The organism is Actinoallomurus vinaceus (assembly GCF_039542055.1).
Classification (GTDB): Bacteria; Actinomycetota; Actinomycetes; order Streptosporangiales; family Streptosporangiaceae; genus Actinoallomurus; species Actinoallomurus vinaceus.
Genome location: NZ_BAABHK010000001.1, coordinates 773,394 through 793,505, shown reverse-complemented (window position 1 = coordinate 793,505; position 20,112 = coordinate 773,394). Strand labels below are relative to the sequence as shown.

Sequence of the window (20,112 nt, the reverse complement as noted above, 5' to 3'; positions counted from 1 at the left end):
CGGCCGTCCTCAGTTGCAGTGCGCGTGCGTGCAGGCGTTGGCGTGGTCTTTGAGTTTCTTGATGTCGTTGTCGAAGACCGCGCTGTAGGACCGCGAGGGGCTGTTGCCGCCCCGCTGGTAACCGCCGAGCGCGCCGATCACCATCCCGCTCCCGTTGCTGTAGTGCATGATCCACGGGCTGCCGCTGGTGCCGTTGTAGAAGCCGTTGCAGTCGAAACCCTGCTGGTACTTCGCCTGCTTGAACGTGGTGGTGAGGCACTTGATCGGCTTGTCGATGGAGGCGTACTTCTTCCCCGGGTAGCCGATGACCGTCACCCGCTTGTTGAAGCCCTGGTTGATGAGCAGGCTGTTGTATCCGAGGGCGTCGGTGATGTTCTTGCCGTGGAGCCTGTTCACGCGGACGAAGCCGAAGTCGAGGTCAGGGTCGCCGTGATTGGTGCTGATCCAACGGCTGTCGACCGTCATCGTCGAGACGGTCCAGACACCGTACGGCCTGTGCCCCGCGCTGTAGCCGGGGACGAATGCGATCTTGCTGCCCCATGTGTGCTTTTCCGGGGAGTACAGGCAGTGTGCCGCGGTCAGGAGCAGGCTGTGGTTCGATGAGTAGACGATGCTTGCGGTGCAGAAGTGGTCGCCGCTGCCGTTGTTGGAGAACAGCGCGCCGACGACCTTGCTGCCTTCGTGCGTAGGGTTTGGTATGGCCTGGGGGCCGACCACGGCCCTCGTCTCGTCGTCCCGGCTGCCCACCGGCGTGGCGGCGGCCATTCGCGCCGGCGTCCAGTACGCGCTGATCTCCGCGGCGCTCTGGTCGAAGTGGCTCACCGCGTGCACCGTGCCGCCACCGCCCACCGCGGCCATGGCGGGCGGCACCGTGATGGAGAACACCGATGCCGTCAGCAGCGCACCCTGGAGAAGTCGTCTGATCCTCACGGACCCCAACTTTCATGATCGAAAACAGTACGACGACGCACTATTCCATGATCATTAGGGGCCGACACCAAGATTTCGGGTGATCAGGCGCACAGCGTCCGTTCCGGTCGCCGCCACTGAGTCATCTCCGCAGGCCGACAAGACCACAGCCGTCAGGACGTGGCCGAATGTGGCCGTCTGCCGACGGACCGCAACGATCGCGGCGCCGGCGGCGCCTCGCTCAGGCCTGGTTGTTGGCGGTGACGGCGAGGCGGCTGATGTCGTCGTCGAAGAGCGGGCTGTAGGACCGCCAGTCGTACTCGCCGCCTCGCTGATAGCCGCCGATCACGCCGACCACGTAGCCGCGCTGCGCCTGGTCGTCGTACTCGGCGATCCACGGGCTGCCGCTGGTGCCGCCGGTGAAGCCGCCGCAGTCGAACCGGAGCTGGCGATCGTCCTGTTGGTACGTGCGGCCGGTGCAGCGGATCGGGCGGTCGCTCGGGTAGTTGGCCTTCGACGGGTAGCCGATGACCGTGACGCGGTTGGAAAAGCCCGTGTTGACGAGCATCTCGTTCGCCCCGACGACGTCGGCGATGCGCCGGCCGTCTATCACCTGCACGGCGGCGAACCCGACGTCGGCGTCCGGGTCGCCATGGTCGAGCCAGCGCTGGTCGGTCACCATCAGCCAGACCGGCCAGGTGCCGTACGGGCGGCGGCCCTGGCTGTACTTCGGGACGAAGACGATGTGGCTGTTCCAGGTGTGGCTGGTCGGGCTGTACAGGCAGTGGGCCGCCGTGATGAGGAGGTTCTTCTTCGGGGAGTCGACCACGCTGGCGGTGCAGTAGTGGCGGCCGCTGCCGCTGCCGAAGAAGAGGGCTCCGACGACGCGGCTGCCGGCCGTGGCGAAGGCCGAGGGGGCCGCCGCGGGCGGCCCGGCCCGCCGCGCCAGGTGCACGTCGCGGGGGTCGAGAGGGGTCGCCGACGCCATGAGGGCCGCGGTCCAGTACGCGGCGCTGCGCGCGCCGGCGGCGCGGTCGACGAAGGTGACGGGGTGAGCGCCGTGCCTTCCGGCGGCCCAGGCCTGTGGGGCCGGGGTGAGCGACGCCAGGCCGGTCAGGACGGCGCAGCACAGTCGTCTGGTCTTCACCGGTGACTCACCCTCCGTGCGCAGGCGTACACGATAACGAACTATCGCATCATCGCCGCGCCGCCGCCGGGTTTTCGGCGGCCGTGTCGCTCACTAACCGCCGGCCTTGGCATCCGCGAAGAGCTTCTTGATGTCCTTGTCGAACACGGAGCTGTACGACCGCCAGTCGTACTTGCCGCCCTCCTGGTACCCGCCGATGACGCCGAGCACCTGGCCACGCCGGGTGGTGGTGTTGTAATTCTTGATCCAAGGACTGCCACTGGTGCCGCCGTAGTAGCCGTTGCAGTCGAACCGGATCTGGTACTTGAAGGCCTTGTGGGTGGTGACCGTGCAGTAGATCGGCTTGTCGACGGACGCGTACTTCTTCATGGGATAGCCGATGACGCGCACCCGATTGGTGTAGCCCTGATTCCAGACGAGCTGGTTCGCGCCGACGACGTTCGCGATCTTCCTGCCGTTCTGCGTGCCGATCGTCGCGAAGCCGAAGTCGAGGTCCGGGTCGCGGTTCTTCATCCAGCGCTTGTCGACGTAGATGGACCCCACGGTCCAGACGCCGTACGGGCGGCTGCCCTTGCTGTAGCGCGGCACGAAGGCAATGTTCTTGGCCTTGCCCTTCGTGCTGTACACGCAGTGGGCGGCGGTGAGGATCAGGCTCTTCTTCGGCGTGTCCACGACGCTGGCGGTGCAGTAGTGGCTGCCGCTGCCGTCGCTGGAGAACAGCGCCCCGACGACCGGGCTGCCCGACCACGTGTGCGCGGTCGGCCTGCTGGACTGCACGCCCAGCGTGGCGCTCGACGCCTGCGTCGGGCGGCCGTCGAGCGGAGTGGCCGCCGCCATCCGCTTCGGCGTCCAGAACGCGAGCGTGGCCGCGTCCGCGACACCGTACGGGTCGTCCACCTGGATTCTCACCGAGGTACCGTGATCACCTGCGGGTCTGGCGACCGCCGGTCCGGCAACGGTGACCAGCGTCGCGGGAATCAGGACAATTGGGAGGATCCTCGTCGACCGCACCAGCTACCCCGTCTATTGACAACTGTTAACACAAGCAAAGCGAATCAATAGCGTAGCCCTAACCTCTCGGCGCTTGATCAAGATATGCAGTAACTTGCATGTCCCGGGGTTGACCAGACGCCGCTCGCGCAGGGGGGGCGAGAGCCCGCGGGGCTCGGAGGAGGAAGCAGTGCGACCAGCACGTAAGGCCGTCACGGTCACCGTCACGGCCGCCGTGGTGACCGGTCTGGGCGCCGCGCCCGCCGCCGCGCAGGGCATCGGTGTGACACCGGACACGCCGCATGCCGGGCAGCGGATCCACATCTCCGTTCCCGACTGCAGTGTCGGCCCGACGCCGCACATCGCGAAGTCGGAGGCGTTCACGCGCGACGTGACGCTCTACGGCAAGGCGGACACCGGTGAGGGCGATCCGCGACTCAAGAAGGACCTGCAGCCCGGCACCTACGCCATCACCGCGTCGTGCGGCAACGGCCGTACCGTCCGCGGTCAGGTCGTCGTGGTCGCCAAGACCGGCAAGACCGATCTGCCCGGCAAGCAGTCCCACAAGCCCGTCACGTCGCAGCCGACCGCCGCCGGCGGGTCACCCCACCCCCAGTCGTCGACGACCACGCTCAGCGCCAGCCCCGCCGCGTCGCAGAGCAAGAAGAACTCGAACATGCCGTTCTTCGCGATCGGCGGGGTCATGGCGGTGCTGATCTTCGGCGGCGCGGGCCTGCTCCTCGCCCGCCGCCGACGCGGCTAGGGCCTGTCTCGAAGTCCCCGTCCGTAGCGAGCGGCGCCTGGGCACCGTGCGGTAGGACAGCGGGACTTCGAGCCAGGCCCCTAGGGCGCGTTCTAGGACGTCCGGGTCAGGACGTAGTCGCAGAGGGAGAGGAACGCCGCCCGCGCGGGCACGTCGGGCAGGGTCAGCAGCTCCGCGCGGGCCTCGTCGGCCCACCGGCGCAGGTCGGCGCGGGCGCGGTCCATCGCCGGGTGCGCGCGCAGCAGGGCGAGCGCCTCGGCGTGCCGGGCGTCGTCGGTGAGGTCGGAGGACAGCAGCTCGCGCAGGCGGGCGTCCTCGTCCGCCGCCGAGCGCAGGACGTGCAGCACTGGCAGCGTACGGATGCCCTCGCGCAGGTCCGTGCCGGGGGTCTTGCCCGACTCCTCCGACTCCGAGGCGATGTCGAGGATGTCGTCGGACAGCTGGAACGCGACCCCGATCTTCTCGCAGGCCGACGTCAGCGTCGTGACGACCTCCGGGGCGGCGCCCGCCAGGAGCGCGCCCAGGTGCCCCGACGCGGCGATCAGCGAGCCGGTCTTGCCCGCCACGACCTCGATGTAGTGCTCGAGCGGGTCGGCGCCCTCGGCCGGGCCTGCGGTCTCCTGGATCTGGCCCTGGACCAGCCGGGCGAAGGTGCGCGCCTGGATGCGCACGGCCTCCGGCCCGAGGTCGGCCAGCAGGTCGGAGGCGCGGGCGAAGAGGAAGTCGCCGGTGAGGATGGCGATGGTGTTGTTCCACCGGGAGTTCGCCGACACCTGGCCCCGGCGCATCACGGCCTCGTCCATCACGTCGTCGTGGTAGAGCGTCGCCAGGTGGGTCAGCTCGACCACGACCGCCACCGGGATGACGCCGGGCGCCGTCGGGTCGCCGAACTGGGCGGCGAGCAGCACCAGCATCGGCCGGAACCGCTTGCCGCCCGCGTCGGCGAGGTGCCGCGAGGCGTCCGTGATGAGCGCGTGGTCGCTCCTCACGGCGTCCCGCAGCGCCTCCTCGACGTCGTCCAGTCTCCCCTGGATATTCGCTGCGAGCGTGTCATCGACGGCCGGAAGGCCCAGAAGGGCACTACTCACAGACTCTCCCCAGGGGTCAGCGAACGAACAGCTGGTTTGCCGCCGACTGCGCCAGGTGGAGCGCAGGGGCGGGAATCACACCGAGGACCAGGGTAACGAACGCCCCAACTCCGACAGCAGCCGCGGTCGTCGGGCTGAACGCCACGGTCGGCCCGTCCGGCGCCGGGTCGCTGAAGAACATCAGCACGATCACCCGAACGTAGAAGAACGCGGCGATCGAGGAGGACACCACACCGACGATCACGAGCGGCAGCGCGCCGCCGGCGACCGCGGCCTGGAACACCGCGAACTTACCGGTGAACCCGCTGGTCAGCGGGATACCGGCGAACGCGAGCAGGAAGAACGCGAACGTCCCCGCGACGAGCGGCTGGGTCTTGCCCAGCCCCGCCCAGCGGGACAGGTGCCCGGCCTCGCCACCGGCGTCCCGGACCATCGTGATGACGGCGAAGGCGCCCACGGTGGTGAAGCCGTACGCGGCCAGGTAGAACAGCGTGCTGGACAGGCCCGCCTTGTTGGTCGCGATCACGCCCGTCAGCAGGAAGCCGCCGTGCGCGATCGAGGAGTAGGCGAGCATCCGCTTCACGTCGGTCTGCGTGATCGCGACGACCGCGCCGACCAGCATGGTGAGGATCGCGACGGCCCACATCATCGGACGCCAGTCCCAGCGCAGCGTCTCCAGGCCGACGTAGAACACCCGCAGGACCGCGCCGACTGCGGCGACCACGGTGCAGGACGCCATCAGCGCGGTGATCGCCGTCGGGGCGCCCTGGTACACGTCCGGCTTCCACGCCTGGAACGGCGCGGCGCCGACCTTGAACAGCAGGCCGACCGAGAGCAGCGCGACGCCCGCGAGCAGCAGCGGCTCGGTGCCGCTCTGCTTGCTGATCGCCGCGGAGATGTCCGACAGCCGCACCGAGCCGGCGAAGCCGTACAGCAGCGCGGTGCCGTAGAGGAAGAACGCCGACGAGAACGCGCCCAGCAGGAAGTACTTGACCGCGGCCTCCTGCGACAGCAGGCGGCGGCGCCGCGCCAGGCCACACAGCAGGTACAGCGGCAGCGACATGACCTCCAGGGCCACGAACATCGTCAGCAGGTCGTTCGACGCCGGGAAGATCAGCATGCCGCCGACGGCGAACAGCACCAGCGGGAAGACCTCGGTCTGCACGAGGCCCGCGACGAGGCTCTCGCGCTCCTCGGGGCTGCCGGGCACCGTGGAGGCCTGGGCCGTGAACGGGCTGGCCTCGTGCGTCCGCTCGGCGATCAGCAGCATCGACATGATGGCGAGGACGAGGATCGTGCCCTGGATGAACAGGGTCGGCCCATCGACGCCGATCGCGCCCATCGCCGCGACGTGGTGCGGCTGGTCACCGAGGCCGAGCGCGATCGTCCAGGCGAACGCCGCGACCAGGCCGACCGCCGAGACCAGCACCTGCAGCCCGTACCGCTGGGCGCGGGGCGCGAGGGCCTCGACGAGCACGCCGACGGCCGCCGCCCCGAGCACGATCAGGATCGGGGCGAGCCGCCCGTACTCGAGATGGGGCGCCGGGATATCTCCCGCCGCGATTACAGCCGTGTTCACTGGTCGCTCGCCCTTCTCACTCGCTCCGCCGCCGGCCTCGTCCCTCGACCGACGACTCCGCTCGCTGCGGCGGACTCGCTCCGGGTCACTGGTGGCTTCCCTTCTCGGCGATCGTCGGCTTCGGGTCCTGCTGGTGGACCTGGACCAGGGTCTGCTTCACCGACGGGTTGATGACGTCCAGCACCGGCTTCGGGTAGAAGCCGAGCGCGACGATGATCGCGATGATCGGCGCGACGACGATCAGCTCGCGCTTGGACAGGTCCCTCATGCCCTTGACCGCCTCGGCGGTCGGGCCGTTCATGGTCCGCTGGTACATCCACAGGATGTAGACGGCGGCCAGGATGATGCCGACCGTCGCGATGACCGCGGGCACCTTGTAGCGGGTGAACGTGCCGACCAGGACCAGGAACTCCGAGACGAAGCTCGACAGACCCGGCAGCGACAGGCCTGACAGGCCCGCGACGAGGAAGGTCCCGGCCAGCAGCGGCGCGACCTTCTGCACGCCGCCGTACGCGTCGATCCGCGCCGACCCGCGACGGGAGATCATGAACCCGGCGAGCAGGAACAGCGCGCCGGTCGAGAACCCGTGGTTGACCATGTACAGCGTCGCGCCGCTCTGGCCCTGTGTGGTCATCGCGAAGATGCCCAGCGTGATGAAGCCGAAGTGGGAGATCGACGTGTAGGCGATCAGACGCTTGATGTCGACCTGGCCGATCGCGAGGACCGCGCCGTACACGATGCCGACCACCGACAGCGTCAGCACGACCGGCGTGAACCACTTGGCCGCGCCCGGGAACAGTTCAAGGCAGAACCGCAGCATCCCGAAGGTGCCGACCTTGTCGAGCACGCCGACGATCAGCACGGCGGCGCCGGCGGGCGCCTGGCCCGCGGTGTCCGGCAGCCAGGTGTGGAACGGCACCAGCGGCGCCTTGATCGCGAAGGCGATGAAGAAGCCGAGGAACAGCCACTTGGCGGTGGTCGGCGCGATGTGCAGCGTGCGCAGCTCGTCGAACAGGAACGTGCCGTGGCCGGCGTTGGCCGACACGACGTACAGGCCGATGACGGCGGCGAGCATCAGCAGACCGCCGAACAGCGAGTACAGCAGGAACTTCACCGCGGCGTACGAGCGCTGCGGCCCGCCGTAGGACCCGATGATGAAGTACACCGGGATCAGCATCGCCTCGAAGAAGACGTAGAAGAGGAAGATGTCGGTCGCCGCGAAGACGCCGATCATCATCGCCTCGAGCGCGAGCAGCAGCGCGAAGTAGGTCTTCACCGACCGCTTCGGCGGGGTGTCGACGCCGCCGGAGCGGCCCGCGTCGGTCCAGGAGGCCAGCACGACGAGCGGCACCAGGATCACGGACAGCAGGATCAGCACGAGCGCGACGCCGTCGACGCCGACCGCGTAGTGCACGCCGAACTGCTTGATCCACCAGTACTTCTCGACGAACTGGAACCGCGCGCCGTCCGTCTTGAAACCGGCCGCCATCACGATGCCGAGCACCGCGACGATCAGCGTGACGACGAGCGCGGCGCGCTTGGCCAGCTCGTCGCTGTCCTTCGGCAGCAGCGCGACCAGCAGCGCCCCGATGGCGGGTATCGCGATGAGGGCAGTCAGCATGAGGCGACCTTCCGGTGCGGCAGGGAAGTCGTGGCGACCACTAGATCCTCACCAGGAAAAGGGCACCGACCACGAGGGCAGCGCCGATGAACATGGACAGTGCGTACGAGCGGACGAAGCCCGTCTGCACGCGCCGCACCCTCCCGGACGTCCCTCCGATGAACGCGGCGAGGCCGTTGACGAGGCCGTCGACGCCGCGGTTGTCGAAGTAGACGGTGAGGCGGGTCAGCCACTGGCCGGGCCGCATGAACAGCGACTCGTTGAGCGCGTCGCCGTACAGGTCCTTCCGGGCGAAGGTGACCGCGGGGTTGCCCGCCGGGGCGGTGCGCGGGACCGGACGTCGCAGGTACTGCAGGTACGCGATGCCGATGCCGACCACCATGAGCGCGAACACGATGATCGTGTACGGCGTCACCAGCTTGTGCGCCCCCTCCGGCTCGCCCACGACCGGTGCGAGGAACTTCGCGAACCGGTCGCCGGCGATGAGGAAGGCACCGCCCGCGATCGAGCCGATGGCCAGGAGGATCAGCGGGATCGTCATGACCTTCGGCGACTCGTGCGGGTGCACGTCCTCGTCCCAGCGCTTCTCGCCGAAGAACGTCATGAACATCACGCGTGACATGTAGTACGCGGTGATGCCGGCGCCGAGCAGCGCGAGCCAGCCGAGGATCTGACCGGACGTGCCGCCCTTCTCGAAGGCGGCGTCGATGATGCCGTCCTTGGTCCACCAGCCGGACAGGCCCGGGAAGCCGATGATGGCGAGGTAGCCGAGGCCGAACGTCGCGAACGTGATCGGCATGACCTTCCGCAGCCCGCCGTACTTGCGCATGTCGACGTCGTCGTTCATCGCGTGCATGACCGAGCCGGCGCCGAGGAACAGGCCGGCCTTGAAGAAGCCGTGCGCGATGAGGTGCGCGATCGCGAAGACGTAGCCGGGGCGGCCGAGGCCGGCGGCCAGCACCATGTAGCCGATCTGCGACATCGTCGAGCCGGCGAGGGCCTTCTTGATGTCGTCCTTGGCGCAACCGATGAGCGCACCGGCGAGGAGCGTGGCGACGCCGACGATCGTGACGAGCAGCCGCGCGTCCGGCGACAGCTCGAAGATGACGTGCGAGCGGACGATCAGGTAGACGCCCGCGGTGACCATGGTCGCCGCGTGGATGAGCGCCGACACCGGGGTCGGGCCCTCCATGGCGTCCAGAAGCCAGGACTGCAGCGGCAGCTGCGCGGACTTACCGCAGGCGCCGAGCAGGAGCAGCAGGCCGATCGCGGTGATGGTGCCCTGCGACGCCTCCGAGGCGTGCCCGAAGACGTCCTGGAAGCTCACCGAGCCGAACGTCGCGAACATCACCATGACCGCGACGGACAGGCCGAAGTCGCCGACCCGGTTGACGATGAACGCCTTCTTGGCCGCGGTGGCCGCGCTCGGCTTGTGCTGCCAGAACCCGATCAGCAGGTACGAGGCGAGACCGACGCCCTCCCAGCCGATGTACAGGCCCACGTAGTTGTCGGCGAGCACGAGCAGCAGCATCGCCGCCACGAACAGGTTCAGGTAGGCGAAGAACCGCCGCCGGTCCGGGTCGTGGCTCATGTAGCCGATCGAGTAGATGTGGATCAGCGAGCCGACGCCTGTGATCAACAGCACGAAGCTGATCGACAACGGGTCGATCAGCAGGTTCATATTGATCTTCAGGGACCCGGCCGGGATGTACTCGAAGAGGTGCACGAACCGGCTGCGCCCCTCGGCCGACTGGCCCAGCATCTGCACGAACGTGAGGACACCGACGACGAAGGCCCCGAGGGACATCGCGGTGCCCAGCAGGTGGCCCCACTTGTCGGTGCGGCGCCCGCTCAGCAGCAGGATCGCCGCGCCGGCCAGCGGCAGGGCGATCAGCAGCCAGGCGGCGGACTGGACGCCCTCGGCCGCCTGGGGGTGGAGTTCCGGCCCCGCGGCGGCAAGAACAGCGTTCATCGTGGTCATCGAGATGTCCTCAGTACTTCAGCAGGTTGGCGTCGTCGACCGACGAGGACTTCCTGCTCCGGAAGATCGTCATGATGATCGCCAGTCCGACGACGACCTCGGCCGCGGCGACGACCATCACGAAGAACGCGATGATCTGCCCGTCGAGGCTGCCGTGCATGCGGGCGAAGCTCACGAACGCCAGGTTGGTGGCGTTGAGCATGAGCTCGACGCACATGAAGACCACGATGGCGTTGCGGCGGATGAGCACGCCGATCCCGCCGATCGTGAACAGGATGGCGGACAGAACCAGATAGTGGCTCGTCACTGTTCCTCCTCCTCGACCTCGACCGGCTTCTCGATCACGGCCTTGACCGTCCTGGTCTCGCGCTCGACGGCGGCCTCGGGCGTGGTGCCGTGAAGGTCCTCGTGCTCGCCGGTACGGCGCCGGGCGATGACCGGGCTGACCGACAGCTCGGAGATGCTGCCGTCCGGCAGCAGGGCCGGCATGTCGACGGCGTTGTGGCGGGCGTACGTGCCGGGCGGCGGCAGCGGCGAGACGCGGTCGCTCTTGATCCGCGCCATCGACAGCTGCTTCTGCGTCGGCTTCGGGCGGAGCCGCTCGCGGTGCGCCAGCACCATCGCGCCCAGCGCCGCTGTGATCAGCAGGGCGCTGGTCACCTCGAACGCGAAGACGTACTTGGTGAAGATCAGCCGCGCCAGGCCCATGACGTTGCCGCCGTTGGCGTTGGCGTCCTTCAGACCGGCCGACTTCGGCAGCGTCGCGTGGCCGAACCCGACGAACAGCAGGACCGCGAAGCCGATGCCCACGATGGCGGCGGCGACGCGCTGCCCCCTGATCGTCTCGACCAGGGATTCGGTCGAGCTGACACCGATGATCATGACGACGAACAGGAAGAGCATCAGCACCGCGCCGGTGTAGACGATCACCTGCACGAGCGCCAGGAACGGCGCCTCGTTAACGGCGTACAGCACCGCGAGCGAGAACATCACCGCGGCCAGCATCAGCGCAGCGTGCACGGCCTTACGCGTGAGGATCATGCCGAGGGCCGCCCCGACCGAGACGATCGCGAGGATCCAGAAGATCGCGCTCTCGCCGGTCTGGTGCGCGCCCGCGGCGACTACCCCGGTCATTTGGCACCGTCCTTGGATTCGCTCTTGGCGCCGAGGAGGTAGTAGTCCTCCTCGGTCTCGCCGAGACGCATCTCGTGCGGCGGAGCCTCCATGCCCTCGATCAGCGGCGCGAGCAGCATCTCCTTGGTGTAGATGAGGCTCTCGCGGCTGTCGTCGGCGAGCTCGTACTCGTTGGTCATCGTGAGCGCCCGCGTCGGGCACGCCTCGATGCACAGCCCGCAGAGGATGCACCGCAGGTAGTTGATCTGGTAGACGCGGCCGTAGCGCTCACCCGGGGAGAACCGCTCCTCCTCGGTGTTGTCCGCGCCCTCGACGTAGATCGCGTCCGCCGGACAGGCCCACGCGCACAGCTCGCAGCCGACGCACTTCTCCAGGCCGTCGGGCCAGCGGTTCAGCTGGTGACGGCCGTGGAAGCGTGGCGCCGTCGGCTTCTTGACCTCGGGGTACTCCACCACCTCGGTCTTGCTGAGCATCTGGTGGAAAGCGACGCCGAACCCCTTGATCGGGTTCAGGAAATCAAGCACGGGTGGCCTCCGCAGAGTTGGACGCACGGGCGTTGCCGACGCCGTGGTAGTGCGGCGCGTCGAGCGGCGGCACCGGGAACCCGCCCGCCATCGGGTCGCCATCGGCCCCGGCCTCGGCCTCCTCCGGCACCGCCTCGCCCGCCGACGTCCGCTCCCAGACGAACGAGCCGAGCAGCAGGAGCAGGGCGACCACGGCGGCGATCAGCATGATCGGCACGACGTCGTGCCTCTCGTTGCGCAGGGCACGCACCGCCGACACGAAGAGGATCCAGCCGAGCGAGACCGGGATGAGGACCTTCCAGCCGAGCTTCATCAGCTGGTCGTAGCGGACCCGCGGCAGGGCGGCGCGCAGCCAGATGAAGAAGAAGGTGAACATCCAGATCTTGATGAGGAACCACAGGATCGGCCACCAGCCGGCGTTGGCGCCGGACCAGAACCAGGTGATCGGCCACGGGGCGCGGTAGCCGCCGAGGAACAGCGTCACGCACAGCGCCGAGAGCGTCGTCATGTTCACGTACTCGGCGAGGTAGAACATCATGAACTTCAGCGACGAGTACTCGGTGTGGTAGCCGGCGACCAGCTCGCCCTCGCCCTCGGGCAGGTCGAACGGGATACGGCCGGACTCCCCCATCATCGTGAAGATGTAGATCACGAACGACGGCAGCAGCAGGATCGCGTACCAGGACGGCGTGTGGAACGTCATCCCGGCGACCTTGAAGGCGCTGCCGTGCGCCTGCGCCGCGACGATCTCCGAGGTGGACAGCGTCCCGGCGAACAGGAACACCGCCACGAACGACAGGCCCATCGCGATCTCGTACGAGATCACCTGAGCGCTGGAGCGCAGACCGCCGAGCAGGGCGTACGGCGACATCGACGACCAGCCGGCGAGCACGAAGCCGTACACGCCGATCGAGGCCATCGCCAGCGGCAGCAGCACCGCGACCGGCAGGTCGGCCAGCTGCAGCGGCGTCTTGTGCCCGCCGATCGAGACGACCCCGCCCCACGGGATGATCGAGAACGACACCATCGCGGGCGCGGCGGCGAGGATCGGCGCGAGGAAGAACACCACCTTGTCCACGCCGCGCGGGACGATGTCTTCCTTCAGCGCGCCCTTGATGCCGTCGAACAGCGCCTGCAGGATGCCGAAGGGGCCGGCGCGGTTCGGGCCGGGCCGCAGCTGCATCCGGCCGATGATCCGGCGCTCCGCCCAGACGGTGATCAGCACCGTCAGCAGCAGGAACACGAAGATCACCAGTGCCTTGGCGCCGATCAGCCACCACGGGTCGTGGCCGAAGCTGTTCAGCGTGGCGCCCTCGGCGAGGACGTGGGTGGCGTTCATGCGACGCTCCCGTTCTGGATCTTCACGACCGCCCCGGCCGAAACGCCCAGGTCCCGGTGGACCGCGCAGCCCGGGGAGTTCTCAGGCAGCCAGACCACGCGATCCGGCATGTCGACGATCTCCAGCGGAAGGGTGATCTCGCCGTGCGCCGTGGCCACGGTGACCTTCCCGTCCACTGCGATCTCCTCGGCCGTCGCCGCGCTCAGGCGGGCGACCGCCGCCTTCGCGGTGCCCGCGAGGTACGGCTCGCCGTCCTGCATCCGGCCCGCGTCGAGCAGCATCCGCCAGGTCGCCAGCAGCGCCTCGCCCTTGCCCGGGTCGGCGGGAACGGCGGCGGGCACGCTCGGCAGGCTCGGCCGGTCGCCGCGGAACGCGCCGAGCGCGGCGAGCTCGCGGCGGGCCGCCGCCGAGTCCGGCAGGCCCAGGTGGACGTCGAGCTGGTCGGCGATGGCGGCCAGCACCTTCAGGTCCGACATCACGCCGGGAGTCTTCAGCACGACGTCGAACTGGCGGCCGCGGCCCTCCCAGTTGACGAACGTCCCGGCCTTCTGCGTCACCGTCGCGACCGGCAGCACCACGTCCGCGCGGTCGGTGACCGCGCTGACCCGCTGCTCGAGGCTGACGATGAACGGGGTGTTCTCCAGCGCCTCCAGCGCGGCGACCGGGTCTGGCAGGTCGTACGGGTCGACGCCGCCGACGAGCAGCGCGTCGATCTTCCCGTCCCGCGCGGCGGCGAGGATGCCCTCGGTGTCGCGGCCCGGCGTCTCCGGCAGGCCGCTCACGGTCCAGGCGCGGGCGACCTCGGCGCGCGCCGAGGCGTCGGTGACCGGGCGGCCGATCGGCAGCAGGGTCGGCAGCGCGCCCGCCTCGACGGCGCCGCGCTCACCGGCCCGGCGCGGGATCCACGCGAGGCGGGCGCCGGTGGCCGTGGCCAGGCGGCCGGCGGCCGACAGCGCGCCGGGCACCGTGGCGAGCCGCTCGCCGATGAGCACGATCGCGCCCTCGGCCTTGAGGAGCTCGGCCGCGGCCTTGCCCGCGTCGTCCAGGCTGGTGCCGGTGATCAGGTCGCCGAGCGTCTCGGCCTCGGCGCCCGGGGCCGTCTTCAGCAGTGTGCCGGACATCTTGCCCAGGCTGCGGGTGGCGTAGGGGGCGACGGAGTAGACCTTGAGGCCGTGCTTGCGGGCCGCCTTGCGGAGCCGCAGGAAGACGATCGGCGACTCCTCCTCCGGCTCGAAGCCGGCGAGCAGCACCGCGGGGGCCTTCTCCAGATCCGCGTAGGACACCGTGATCGGCCGACCGGCGACGGTCGCGGCGAGGAACTCCGCCTCCTCGCCCGAGTGCGCGCGGGCGCGGAAGTCGATGTCGTTCGTGCCGAGCGCGATCCGGGCGAACTTGCTGTACGCGTAGGCGTCCTCGAGCGTGACGCGGCCGCCGGTCAGCACGCCCGCCTTGCCGCGGGCGCGGCCCAGGCCCTCGGCGGCGACGCTCAGCGCCTCCGGCCAGGACGCCGGCTCCAGCACGCCGTCCTCGTTACGGATCAGCGGGTGGGTCAGGCGGTCGGCCTGGGTGGCGTACGTGAACGCCCACCGGCCCTTGTCGCAGTTCCACTCCTCGTTGACCTGCGGGTCGTCACCGGCCAGCCGGCGCGTCACCTTGCCGCGCCGGTGGTCGGTGCGCTGGGCGCAGCCGGAGGCGCAGTGCTCGCAGACGCTCGGCGTCGACACCAGGTCGAACGGCCGGGAGCGGAAGCGGTACGCCGCGCCGGTCAGTGCGCCGACCGGGCAGATCTGCACCGTGTTGCCGGAGAAGTACGACTGGAACGGCTCGTCGGTGGCCGTGCCGACCTGCTCCTTGGCGCCGCGCTCGAACAGGTCGATGAACGCGTCGCCGGCGATCTGGTCGGAGAACCGGGTGCAGCGGGCGCACTGGATGCACCGCTCGCGGTCCAGCAGTACCTCGGTGGAGAGCGCGACCGGCTTCGGGAACGTCCGCTTCGTCTCGACGAACCGCGACTCGCCGCGGCCGTTGGACATCGCCTGGTTCTGCAGCGGGCACTCGCCGCCCTTGTCGCAGATCGGGCAGTCCAGCGGGTGGTTGATGAGCAGCAGCTCCATCACGCCGTGCTGGGCCTTGTCCGCCACCGGCGAGGTGAGCTGGGTCTGGATCACCATGCCCGGCATGACCGTGGTGGTGCAGGACGCCTGCGGCTTGGGCATCGGCCGCCCGTTGCCGGCGTCCGGGATCTCCACCAGGCACTGGCGGCAGGCGCCGACGGGGTCGAGCAGCGGGTGGTCGCAGAACCGCGGGATCTGGATGCCGAGCAGCTCGGCGGCCCGGATGATCAGCGTGCCCTTCGGAACGCTGACCTCGAAGCCGTCGATCGTGACGGTGATCAGGTCCTCGCGCTTCTCGACCCCGGTGCTGTCGGTAACGGTCACTTGGCACCTGCCCACGCGGTCGAGGCGGCGCGGTCGAAGGGACAGCCGCCCTGTTCGAAGTGCTGGATGTACTCGTCGCGGAAGTACTGGATGGACGAGGTCACCGGGCTGGTCGCGCCGTCGCCGAGCGCGCAGAACGACCGGCCGAGGATGTTGTCCGACAGGTCGAGGAGGGTGTCGAGGTCCTTCTCGCTGCCCTCGCCCTTCTCCAGGCGCTTGAGCATCTGCTTGTACCAGTAGGTGCCCTCGCGGCACGGCGTGCACTTACCGCACGACTCGTGCGCGTAGAACTCGCTCCAGCGCAGCACCGCCCGTACGACGCAGGTCGTCTCGTCGAAGAGCTGCAGCGCCCGAGTGCCGAGCATGGAGCCCGCCGCGCCGACGGACTCGAAGTCCAGCGGCACGTCGAGGTGCTCGTCGGTGAAGAGCGGCGTGGAGGAGCCGCCCGGCGTCCAGAACTTCAGCCGGTGGCCGTTCCGGATGCCGCCCGCCATGTCGAGCAGCTCGCGGAGCGTGATGCCCAGCGGCGCCTCGTACTGGCCCGGCCGGGTCACGTGGCCGGAGAGGCTGAAGATGCCGAAGCCCTTGGACTTCTCGGTGCCCATCGCGGCGAACCAGTCGGCCCCGTTCGCGACGATGCCGGGAACGCTGGCGATCGACTCGACGTTGTTGATCACGGTGGGGCCGCCGTACAGGCCGGCCACCGCCGGGAAGGGAGGCTTGAGCCGGGGTTGGCCGCGGAACCCCTCGAGGGAGTCGAGCAGCGCCGTCTCCTCGCCGCAGATGTACGCGCCGGCGCCGCTGTGGACCACGAGCTCCAGGTCGAAGCCGGTGCCGAGGATGTTCTTGCCGAGGTAGCCCGCCTCGTACGCGTCCGCGACCGCCTGCTGCAGGCGGCGGATGACGTGCAGGACCTCACCGCGCACGTAGATGAACGCGTGGTTCGCGCGGATCGCGAACGAGCTGATGATGATGCCCTCGATCAGCACGTGCGGGTTGGCCATCATCAGCGGGATGTCCTTGCACGTGCCCGGCTCGGACTCGTCCGCGTTGACGACGAGGTAGTGCGGCTTGCCGTCGCCCTGCGGGATGAAGCCCCACTTCAGGCCGGTCGGGAAGCCCGCGCCGCCACGGCCGCGCAGGCCGGAGTCCTTCACCGCCTGGATGAGGTCGTCCGGGTTCATGCCCAGGGCCGTGCGGAACGCCTGGTACCCGCCGGCGTTCTCGTACCCGCGCAGGGTGAACGAGTCGGCCTGGTCCCACGTCTTGGTGAGGATGGGGGTAAGGGTCGTCATTTGGTCTCCTCGGGCGCAGGAGCGGTCCAGCCCTCGCGCTTGGCCAGCTCGAGGCCGACCAGCGACTCCGGACCGGCCTGCACGCCCTCTCCGGCGCGGCCGTCGTTGAAGCCCGCGAGCACGCGCGACGCCTGCTTCCAGCTGCACACCGAGCCCGGCCCGCGGGTCGGCGCGACCGCCTTGCCGGCGCGCAGGTCGTCGACGAGCTGCTTGGCCTTCTCCGGCGTCATGTCGTCGAAGAACTCCCAGTTGACCATCACCACGGGGGCGAAGTCGCAGGCCGCGTTGCACTCGATGCGCTCAAGGCTGACCTTGCCGTCCTCGGTCGCCTCGTCGTGGCCGACGCCGACGTGCTCGGACAGCTCCTCCCAGATCTGGTCGCCGCCCATGACCGCGCACAGCGTGTTGATGCAGACGCCGACGTGGTACTCGCCGACCGGCTCGCGCTTGTACTGGGTGTAGAACGTCGCGACGCCGGTGACCTGCGCGGGCGTGATGCCCAGCGTGTCGGCGCAGAACTGGATGCCGTCCTCGCTGACGTACCCGGCCTCGGACTGCACCAGGTGCAGCATCGGCAGCAGCGCCGACCGCGGCTTCGGATAGCGGGCGATGATCTCTTTCGCGTCCCGTTCGAGCCGCTCCAGCACGTCTGGCTCGAAGCTCATCGGTCGACTCCCCCCATGACCGGGTCGATGCTGGCCACCGCGGCGATGATGTCGGCGACCTGGCCGCCCTCGGACATCGCCGGGGCCGCCTGCAGGTTGGTGAACGACGGGTCGCGGAAGTGCACCCGGAACGGGCGGGTGCCGCCGTCGCTGACCGCGTGACAGCCGAGCTCGCCGCGCGGCGACTCCACCGCGGCGTACACCTGGCCGGCCGGCACGCGGAATCCCTCGGTCACCAGCTTGAAGTGGTGGATGAGGGCCTCCATGGACTGGCCCATGATGTGCGCGATGTGGTTCGGCGAGTTGCCCATGCCGTCGGGCCCCAGCGCGAGCTGCGCCGGCCAGCCGATCTTCTTGTCCTCGATCATCACCGGGCCCGACTTGGCGGAGCCGGAGCTCAGCCGGTCGAGGCACTGCTCGATGATCTTCAAGGACTCTTCCATCTCCGCCATGCGGACGAGGTAGCGGCCGTACACGTCGCAGGTCTGCACCGTCGGCACGTCGAACTCGTACGTCTCGTAGCCGCAGTACGGCTGGGTCTTGCGCAGGTCCCACGGCAGGCCCGCGGCGCGCAGGACCGGGCCGGTGACGCCCAGCGCCATGCAGCCGGTCAGGTCGAGGTAGGCGATGTCCTTCGTCCGCGCCACGAACACCGGGTTCGCGTCGAGGAGCTTGCGCAGCTGCTTGAGCCGCTGCTTCTCCCGCTTGACGAAGTCACCGATCTTGTCGATCGCACCCGGCGGGAGGTCCTGCGCGACGCCGCCCGGCCGGATGTAGGCCATGTTCATCCGCAGGCCCGCGACCATCTCGAAGATGTCGAGGGCGTACTCGCGCTCGATGAACCCGTTGAGCATGACGGTGGTCGCACCGAGCTCCAGGCCGAACGTCGCGATCGCGACCAGGTGCGAGGAGATCCGGTTGACCTCCATCATCATCACCCGGATGACCTGCGCCCGCTCCGGGATGTCATCGGTGACGCCGAGCAGCTTCTCCACCGCGAGGCAGTACGACGCCTCGTTGAACAGCGGCGCGAGGTAGTCCATGCGGGTGCAGAACGTGGTCCCCTGGGTCCACGTCCGGTACTCCATGTTCTTCTCGATGCCGGTGTGGAGGTAGCCGATGCCCAGCCGGGCCTCGTCGACCGTCTCGCCGTCGAGCGTCAGGATGAGCCGGAGCACGCCGTGCGTCGACGGGTGCTGCGGACCCATGTTGACGACCATGCGGTCCTCGTCGCCGGACGCCGCGGCGTCGACGATCTGGTCCCAGTCCTGGCCGCCCACGTTGTAGACGGTGCCCTCGGTCGCCTCGCCCGTGCCGTAGGCGTCGTAATCGGTGGCGGTCATACGTACGACCTCCTCTCGTCGGGCGGGGGCACCTTCGCCCCGCGGTACTCGACGGGGATGCCGCCGAGGGGGTAGTCCTTGCGCTGCGGGTGGCCCTGCCAGTCGTCCGGCATCATGATCCGCGTCAGCGCCGGGTGGCCGTCGAAGACGATCCCGAAGAAGTCGTACGTCTCGCGCTCGTGCCAGTCGTTGGTCGGGTAGACCGCGACGAGCGACGGGACGTGCGGGTCCGCGTCGGGGCAGGTGACCTCCAGCCGGACGCGCCGGTTGTGGGTCATCGACAGCAGCGGGTAGACCGCGTGCAGCTCGGCGCCGGTGTCGGCCGGGTAATGCACGCCGGAGACGCCGGTGCACAGCTCGAAGCGCAGCTTCGGGTCGTCCCGGAGGACCTGGGCGACCTGCGCCAGGTGCTCGCGGCGGATGACGAGCGTCAGCTCGCCCCGGTCCACGACGACCCGCTCGATCGCCTCGCCGAACTCGGGGTAGGCCCGCTCGAGCTCGTTCGCGATCTCGTCGAACTCGCCCTCGGCGCCGGTCGTGCGCGGACCGCCGTACGGGCGCGGGCTGGAGACCTTCGGCGACTGCCGGATGACGAGCTTGCCGTACCCGGAGGTGTCGCCGGTGGTCTTCGCGCCGAACATGCCCGTGCGGGCGATCGGCTGGTCCCGGCGCTCCTCCTCGGCGTGCGCGGGCAGCTGATCGGCGGCCTGCTCGGCCTGCTGCTCAGGATGCTGGGAGGTCACAACACCACCTCGGGCTGGTCCAGGAGGGGCAGCTGCCGGAGCTTGGCCTTCTCGAGCTCCTCGATCTCCCGCTTGCGGTGCACGCCCATCTTGGTGTTCTGGATCTTGTCGTGCAGCTTGAGGATCGCGTCGAGGAGCATCTCCGGCCGCGGCGGGCAGCCGGGCAGGTAGATGTCGACCGGGACGATGTGGTCGACGCCCTGCACGATCGCGTAGTTATTGAACATGCCGCCGGAGGAGGCGCACACGCCCATCGCGATGACCCACTTCGGCGAGGCCATCTGGTCGTAGATCTGCCGGAGCACGGGGGCCATCTTCTGGCTCACCCGGCCGGCGACGATCATCAGGTCGGCCTGCCGCGGCGAGCCCGAGGCGCGCTCCATGCCCCATCGGGAGAAGTCGTGGCGCGGGTCGCCCGTCGCCATCATCTCGATGGCGCAACAGGCGAGGCCGAACGTCGCCGGCCACACCGAACTCTTGCGCGCCAGCCCGATGACCTGCTCGACCGTGGTCAGCAGGACACCGGCGGGGAGTTTCTCTTCAAGACCCATTG

At 69.3% G+C, this 20,112-nt stretch carries 18 protein-coding genes; 1 reads left to right on the top strand and 17 read right to left on the bottom strand.

The genetic code is table 11. From position 1 onward, the window contains the following. Positions 1–9: 9 nt before the first annotated feature. The 3 genes from ABEA24_RS03505 to ABEA24_RS03495 form a co-directional block, all read right to left on the bottom strand. The gene (locus ABEA24_RS03505; protein ID WP_345429138.1) at positions 10–930 is read right to left on the bottom strand and encodes a trypsin-like serine peptidase; all 921 of its coding nucleotides are present in this window, start codon (positions 928–930) and stop codon (positions 10–12) included. Between the two features lie 220 nt (positions 931–1,150). Then, positions 1,151–2,056, bottom strand: a complete 906-nt coding sequence (locus tag ABEA24_RS03500) for a trypsin-like serine peptidase (RefSeq protein ID WP_345429137.1) — start codon at positions 2,054–2,056, stop codon at positions 1,151–1,153. Positions 2,057–2,149: 93 nt separating this feature from the next. Continuing rightward, the gene (locus ABEA24_RS03495) at positions 2,150–2,965 is read right to left on the bottom strand and encodes a trypsin-like serine peptidase (protein ID WP_345429136.1); all 816 of its coding nucleotides are present in this window, start codon (positions 2,963–2,965) and stop codon (positions 2,150–2,152) included. A gap of 271 nt (positions 2,966–3,236) precedes the next feature. Here ABEA24_RS03495 and ABEA24_RS03490 point away from each other — a divergent pair, with 271 nt between their 5' ends. Further along, the gene (locus tag ABEA24_RS03490; protein ID WP_345429135.1) at positions 3,237–3,809 is read left to right on the top strand and encodes a hypothetical protein; all 573 of its coding nucleotides are present in this window, start codon (positions 3,237–3,239) and stop codon (positions 3,807–3,809) included. Positions 3,810–3,901: 92 nt separating this feature from the next. Here the strand turns inward: ABEA24_RS03490 and ABEA24_RS03485 are convergent, their stop codons facing one another. The 14 genes from ABEA24_RS03485 to ABEA24_RS03420 form a co-directional block, all read right to left on the bottom strand. Continuing rightward, complete coding sequence (locus ABEA24_RS03485; RefSeq protein ID WP_345429134.1) at positions 3,902–4,897, bottom strand: polyprenyl synthetase family protein; 996 nt, start codon at positions 4,895–4,897, stop codon at positions 3,902–3,904. 16 nt (positions 4,898–4,913) lie between these two features. Beyond that, on the bottom strand, positions 4,914–6,476 hold the full coding sequence (nuoN, locus tag ABEA24_RS03480; protein ID WP_345429133.1) for an NADH-quinone oxidoreductase subunit NuoN: 1,563 nt from the start codon (positions 6,474–6,476) through the stop codon (positions 4,914–4,916). Positions 6,477–6,561: 85 nt separating this feature from the next. Continuing rightward, a complete protein-coding gene (locus ABEA24_RS03475; RefSeq protein ID WP_345429132.1) occupies positions 6,562–8,097 on the bottom strand; it encodes an NADH-quinone oxidoreductase subunit M in 1,536 nt (511 codons plus the stop codon). 40 nt (positions 8,098–8,137) lie between these two features. After that, positions 8,138–10,069, bottom strand: a complete 1,932-nt coding sequence (nuoL, locus tag ABEA24_RS03470) for an NADH-quinone oxidoreductase subunit L (RefSeq protein WP_345429612.1) — start codon at positions 10,067–10,069, stop codon at positions 8,138–8,140. A gap of 19 nt (positions 10,070–10,088) precedes the next feature. After that, positions 10,089–10,385 carry an NADH-quinone oxidoreductase subunit NuoK gene (nuoK, locus tag ABEA24_RS03465; RefSeq protein WP_345429131.1) on the bottom strand — a complete coding sequence of 99 codons (297 nt, stop codon included), beginning with the start codon at positions 10,383–10,385 and terminating at the stop codon, positions 10,089–10,091. Further along, a complete protein-coding gene (locus ABEA24_RS03460; RefSeq protein WP_345429130.1) occupies positions 10,382–11,212 on the bottom strand; it encodes an NADH-quinone oxidoreductase subunit J in 831 nt (276 codons plus the stop codon). The genes nuoK and ABEA24_RS03460 overlap by 4 nt, the downstream gene beginning before the upstream one ends. Next, positions 11,209–11,736 (bottom strand): NADH-quinone oxidoreductase subunit NuoI, encoded by a 528-nt coding sequence (nuoI, locus tag ABEA24_RS03455; protein WP_345429129.1) that lies wholly within the window; start codon positions 11,734–11,736, stop codon positions 11,209–11,211. Before nuoI ends, ABEA24_RS03460 begins: the two co-directional genes overlap by 4 nt. After that, positions 11,729–13,075, bottom strand: a complete 1,347-nt coding sequence (nuoH, locus tag ABEA24_RS03450; RefSeq protein WP_345429128.1) for an NADH-quinone oxidoreductase subunit NuoH — start codon at positions 13,073–13,075, stop codon at positions 11,729–11,731. Before nuoH ends, nuoI begins: the two co-directional genes overlap by 8 nt. After that, positions 13,072–15,513: an NADH-quinone oxidoreductase subunit G gene (locus ABEA24_RS03445; protein ID WP_345429127.1), complete on the bottom strand. Its 2,442-nt coding sequence runs from the start codon at positions 15,511–15,513 to the stop codon at positions 13,072–13,074. The genes nuoH and ABEA24_RS03445 overlap by 4 nt, the downstream gene beginning before the upstream one ends. Then, entirely contained in the window at positions 15,510–16,808 is a 1,299-nt protein-coding gene (gene nuoF, locus ABEA24_RS03440) for an NADH-quinone oxidoreductase subunit NuoF (protein WP_345429126.1), read from the bottom strand. Before nuoF ends, ABEA24_RS03445 begins: the two co-directional genes overlap by 4 nt. Then, entirely contained in the window at positions 16,805–17,473 is a 669-nt protein-coding gene (gene nuoE / locus ABEA24_RS03435; RefSeq protein ID WP_345429125.1) for an NADH-quinone oxidoreductase subunit NuoE, read from the bottom strand. The genes nuoF and nuoE overlap by 4 nt, the downstream gene beginning before the upstream one ends. Next, positions 17,470–18,816 (bottom strand): NADH-quinone oxidoreductase subunit D, encoded by a 1,347-nt coding sequence (locus tag ABEA24_RS03430; protein ID WP_345429124.1) that lies wholly within the window; start codon positions 18,814–18,816, stop codon positions 17,470–17,472. Before ABEA24_RS03430 ends, nuoE begins: the two co-directional genes overlap by 4 nt. Then, positions 18,813–19,559, bottom strand: coding sequence for an NADH-quinone oxidoreductase subunit C (locus tag ABEA24_RS03425; protein WP_345429123.1), 747 nt, complete (start codon positions 19,557–19,559; stop codon positions 18,813–18,815). The genes ABEA24_RS03430 and ABEA24_RS03425 overlap by 4 nt, the downstream gene beginning before the upstream one ends. Beyond that, on the bottom strand, positions 19,556–20,110 hold the full coding sequence (locus ABEA24_RS03420) for a NuoB/complex I 20 kDa subunit family protein (RefSeq protein ID WP_345429122.1): 555 nt from the start codon (positions 20,108–20,110) through the stop codon (positions 19,556–19,558). The genes ABEA24_RS03425 and ABEA24_RS03420 overlap by 4 nt, the downstream gene beginning before the upstream one ends. Between the last annotated feature and the right edge of the window lie 2 nt (positions 20,111–20,112).

Bases quoted from the DNA above. Each gene is read 5' to 3' on its own strand.
- ABEA24_RS03475 (WP_345429132.1), bottom strand. From the start codon at position 8,097: ATGCTGACTGCCCTCATCGCGATACCCGCCATCGGGGCGCTGCTGGTC.
- nuoL (WP_345429612.1), bottom strand. From the start codon at position 10,069: ATGAACGCTGTTCTTGCCGCCGCGGGGCCGGAACTCCACCCCCAGGCG.
- ABEA24_RS03460 (WP_345429130.1), bottom strand. From the start codon at position 11,212: ATGACCGGGGTAGTCGCCGCGGGCGCGCACCAGACCGGCGAGAGCGCG.
- nuoH (WP_345429128.1), bottom strand. From the start codon at position 13,075: ATGAACGCCACCCACGTCCTCGCCGAGGGCGCCACGCTGAACAGCTTC.
- nuoF (WP_345429126.1), bottom strand. From the start codon at position 16,808: ATGACGACCCTTACCCCCATCCTCACCAAGACGTGGGACCAGGCCGAC.
- nuoE (WP_345429125.1), bottom strand. From the start codon at position 17,473: ATGAGCTTCGAGCCAGACGTGCTGGAGCGGCTCGAACGGGACGCGAAA.
- ABEA24_RS03430 (WP_345429124.1), bottom strand. From the start codon at position 18,816: ATGACCGCCACCGATTACGACGCCTACGGCACGGGCGAGGCGACCGAG.
- ABEA24_RS03420 (WP_345429122.1), bottom strand. From the start codon at position 20,110: ATGGGTCTTGAAGAGAAACTCCCCGCCGGTGTCCTGCTGACCACGGTC.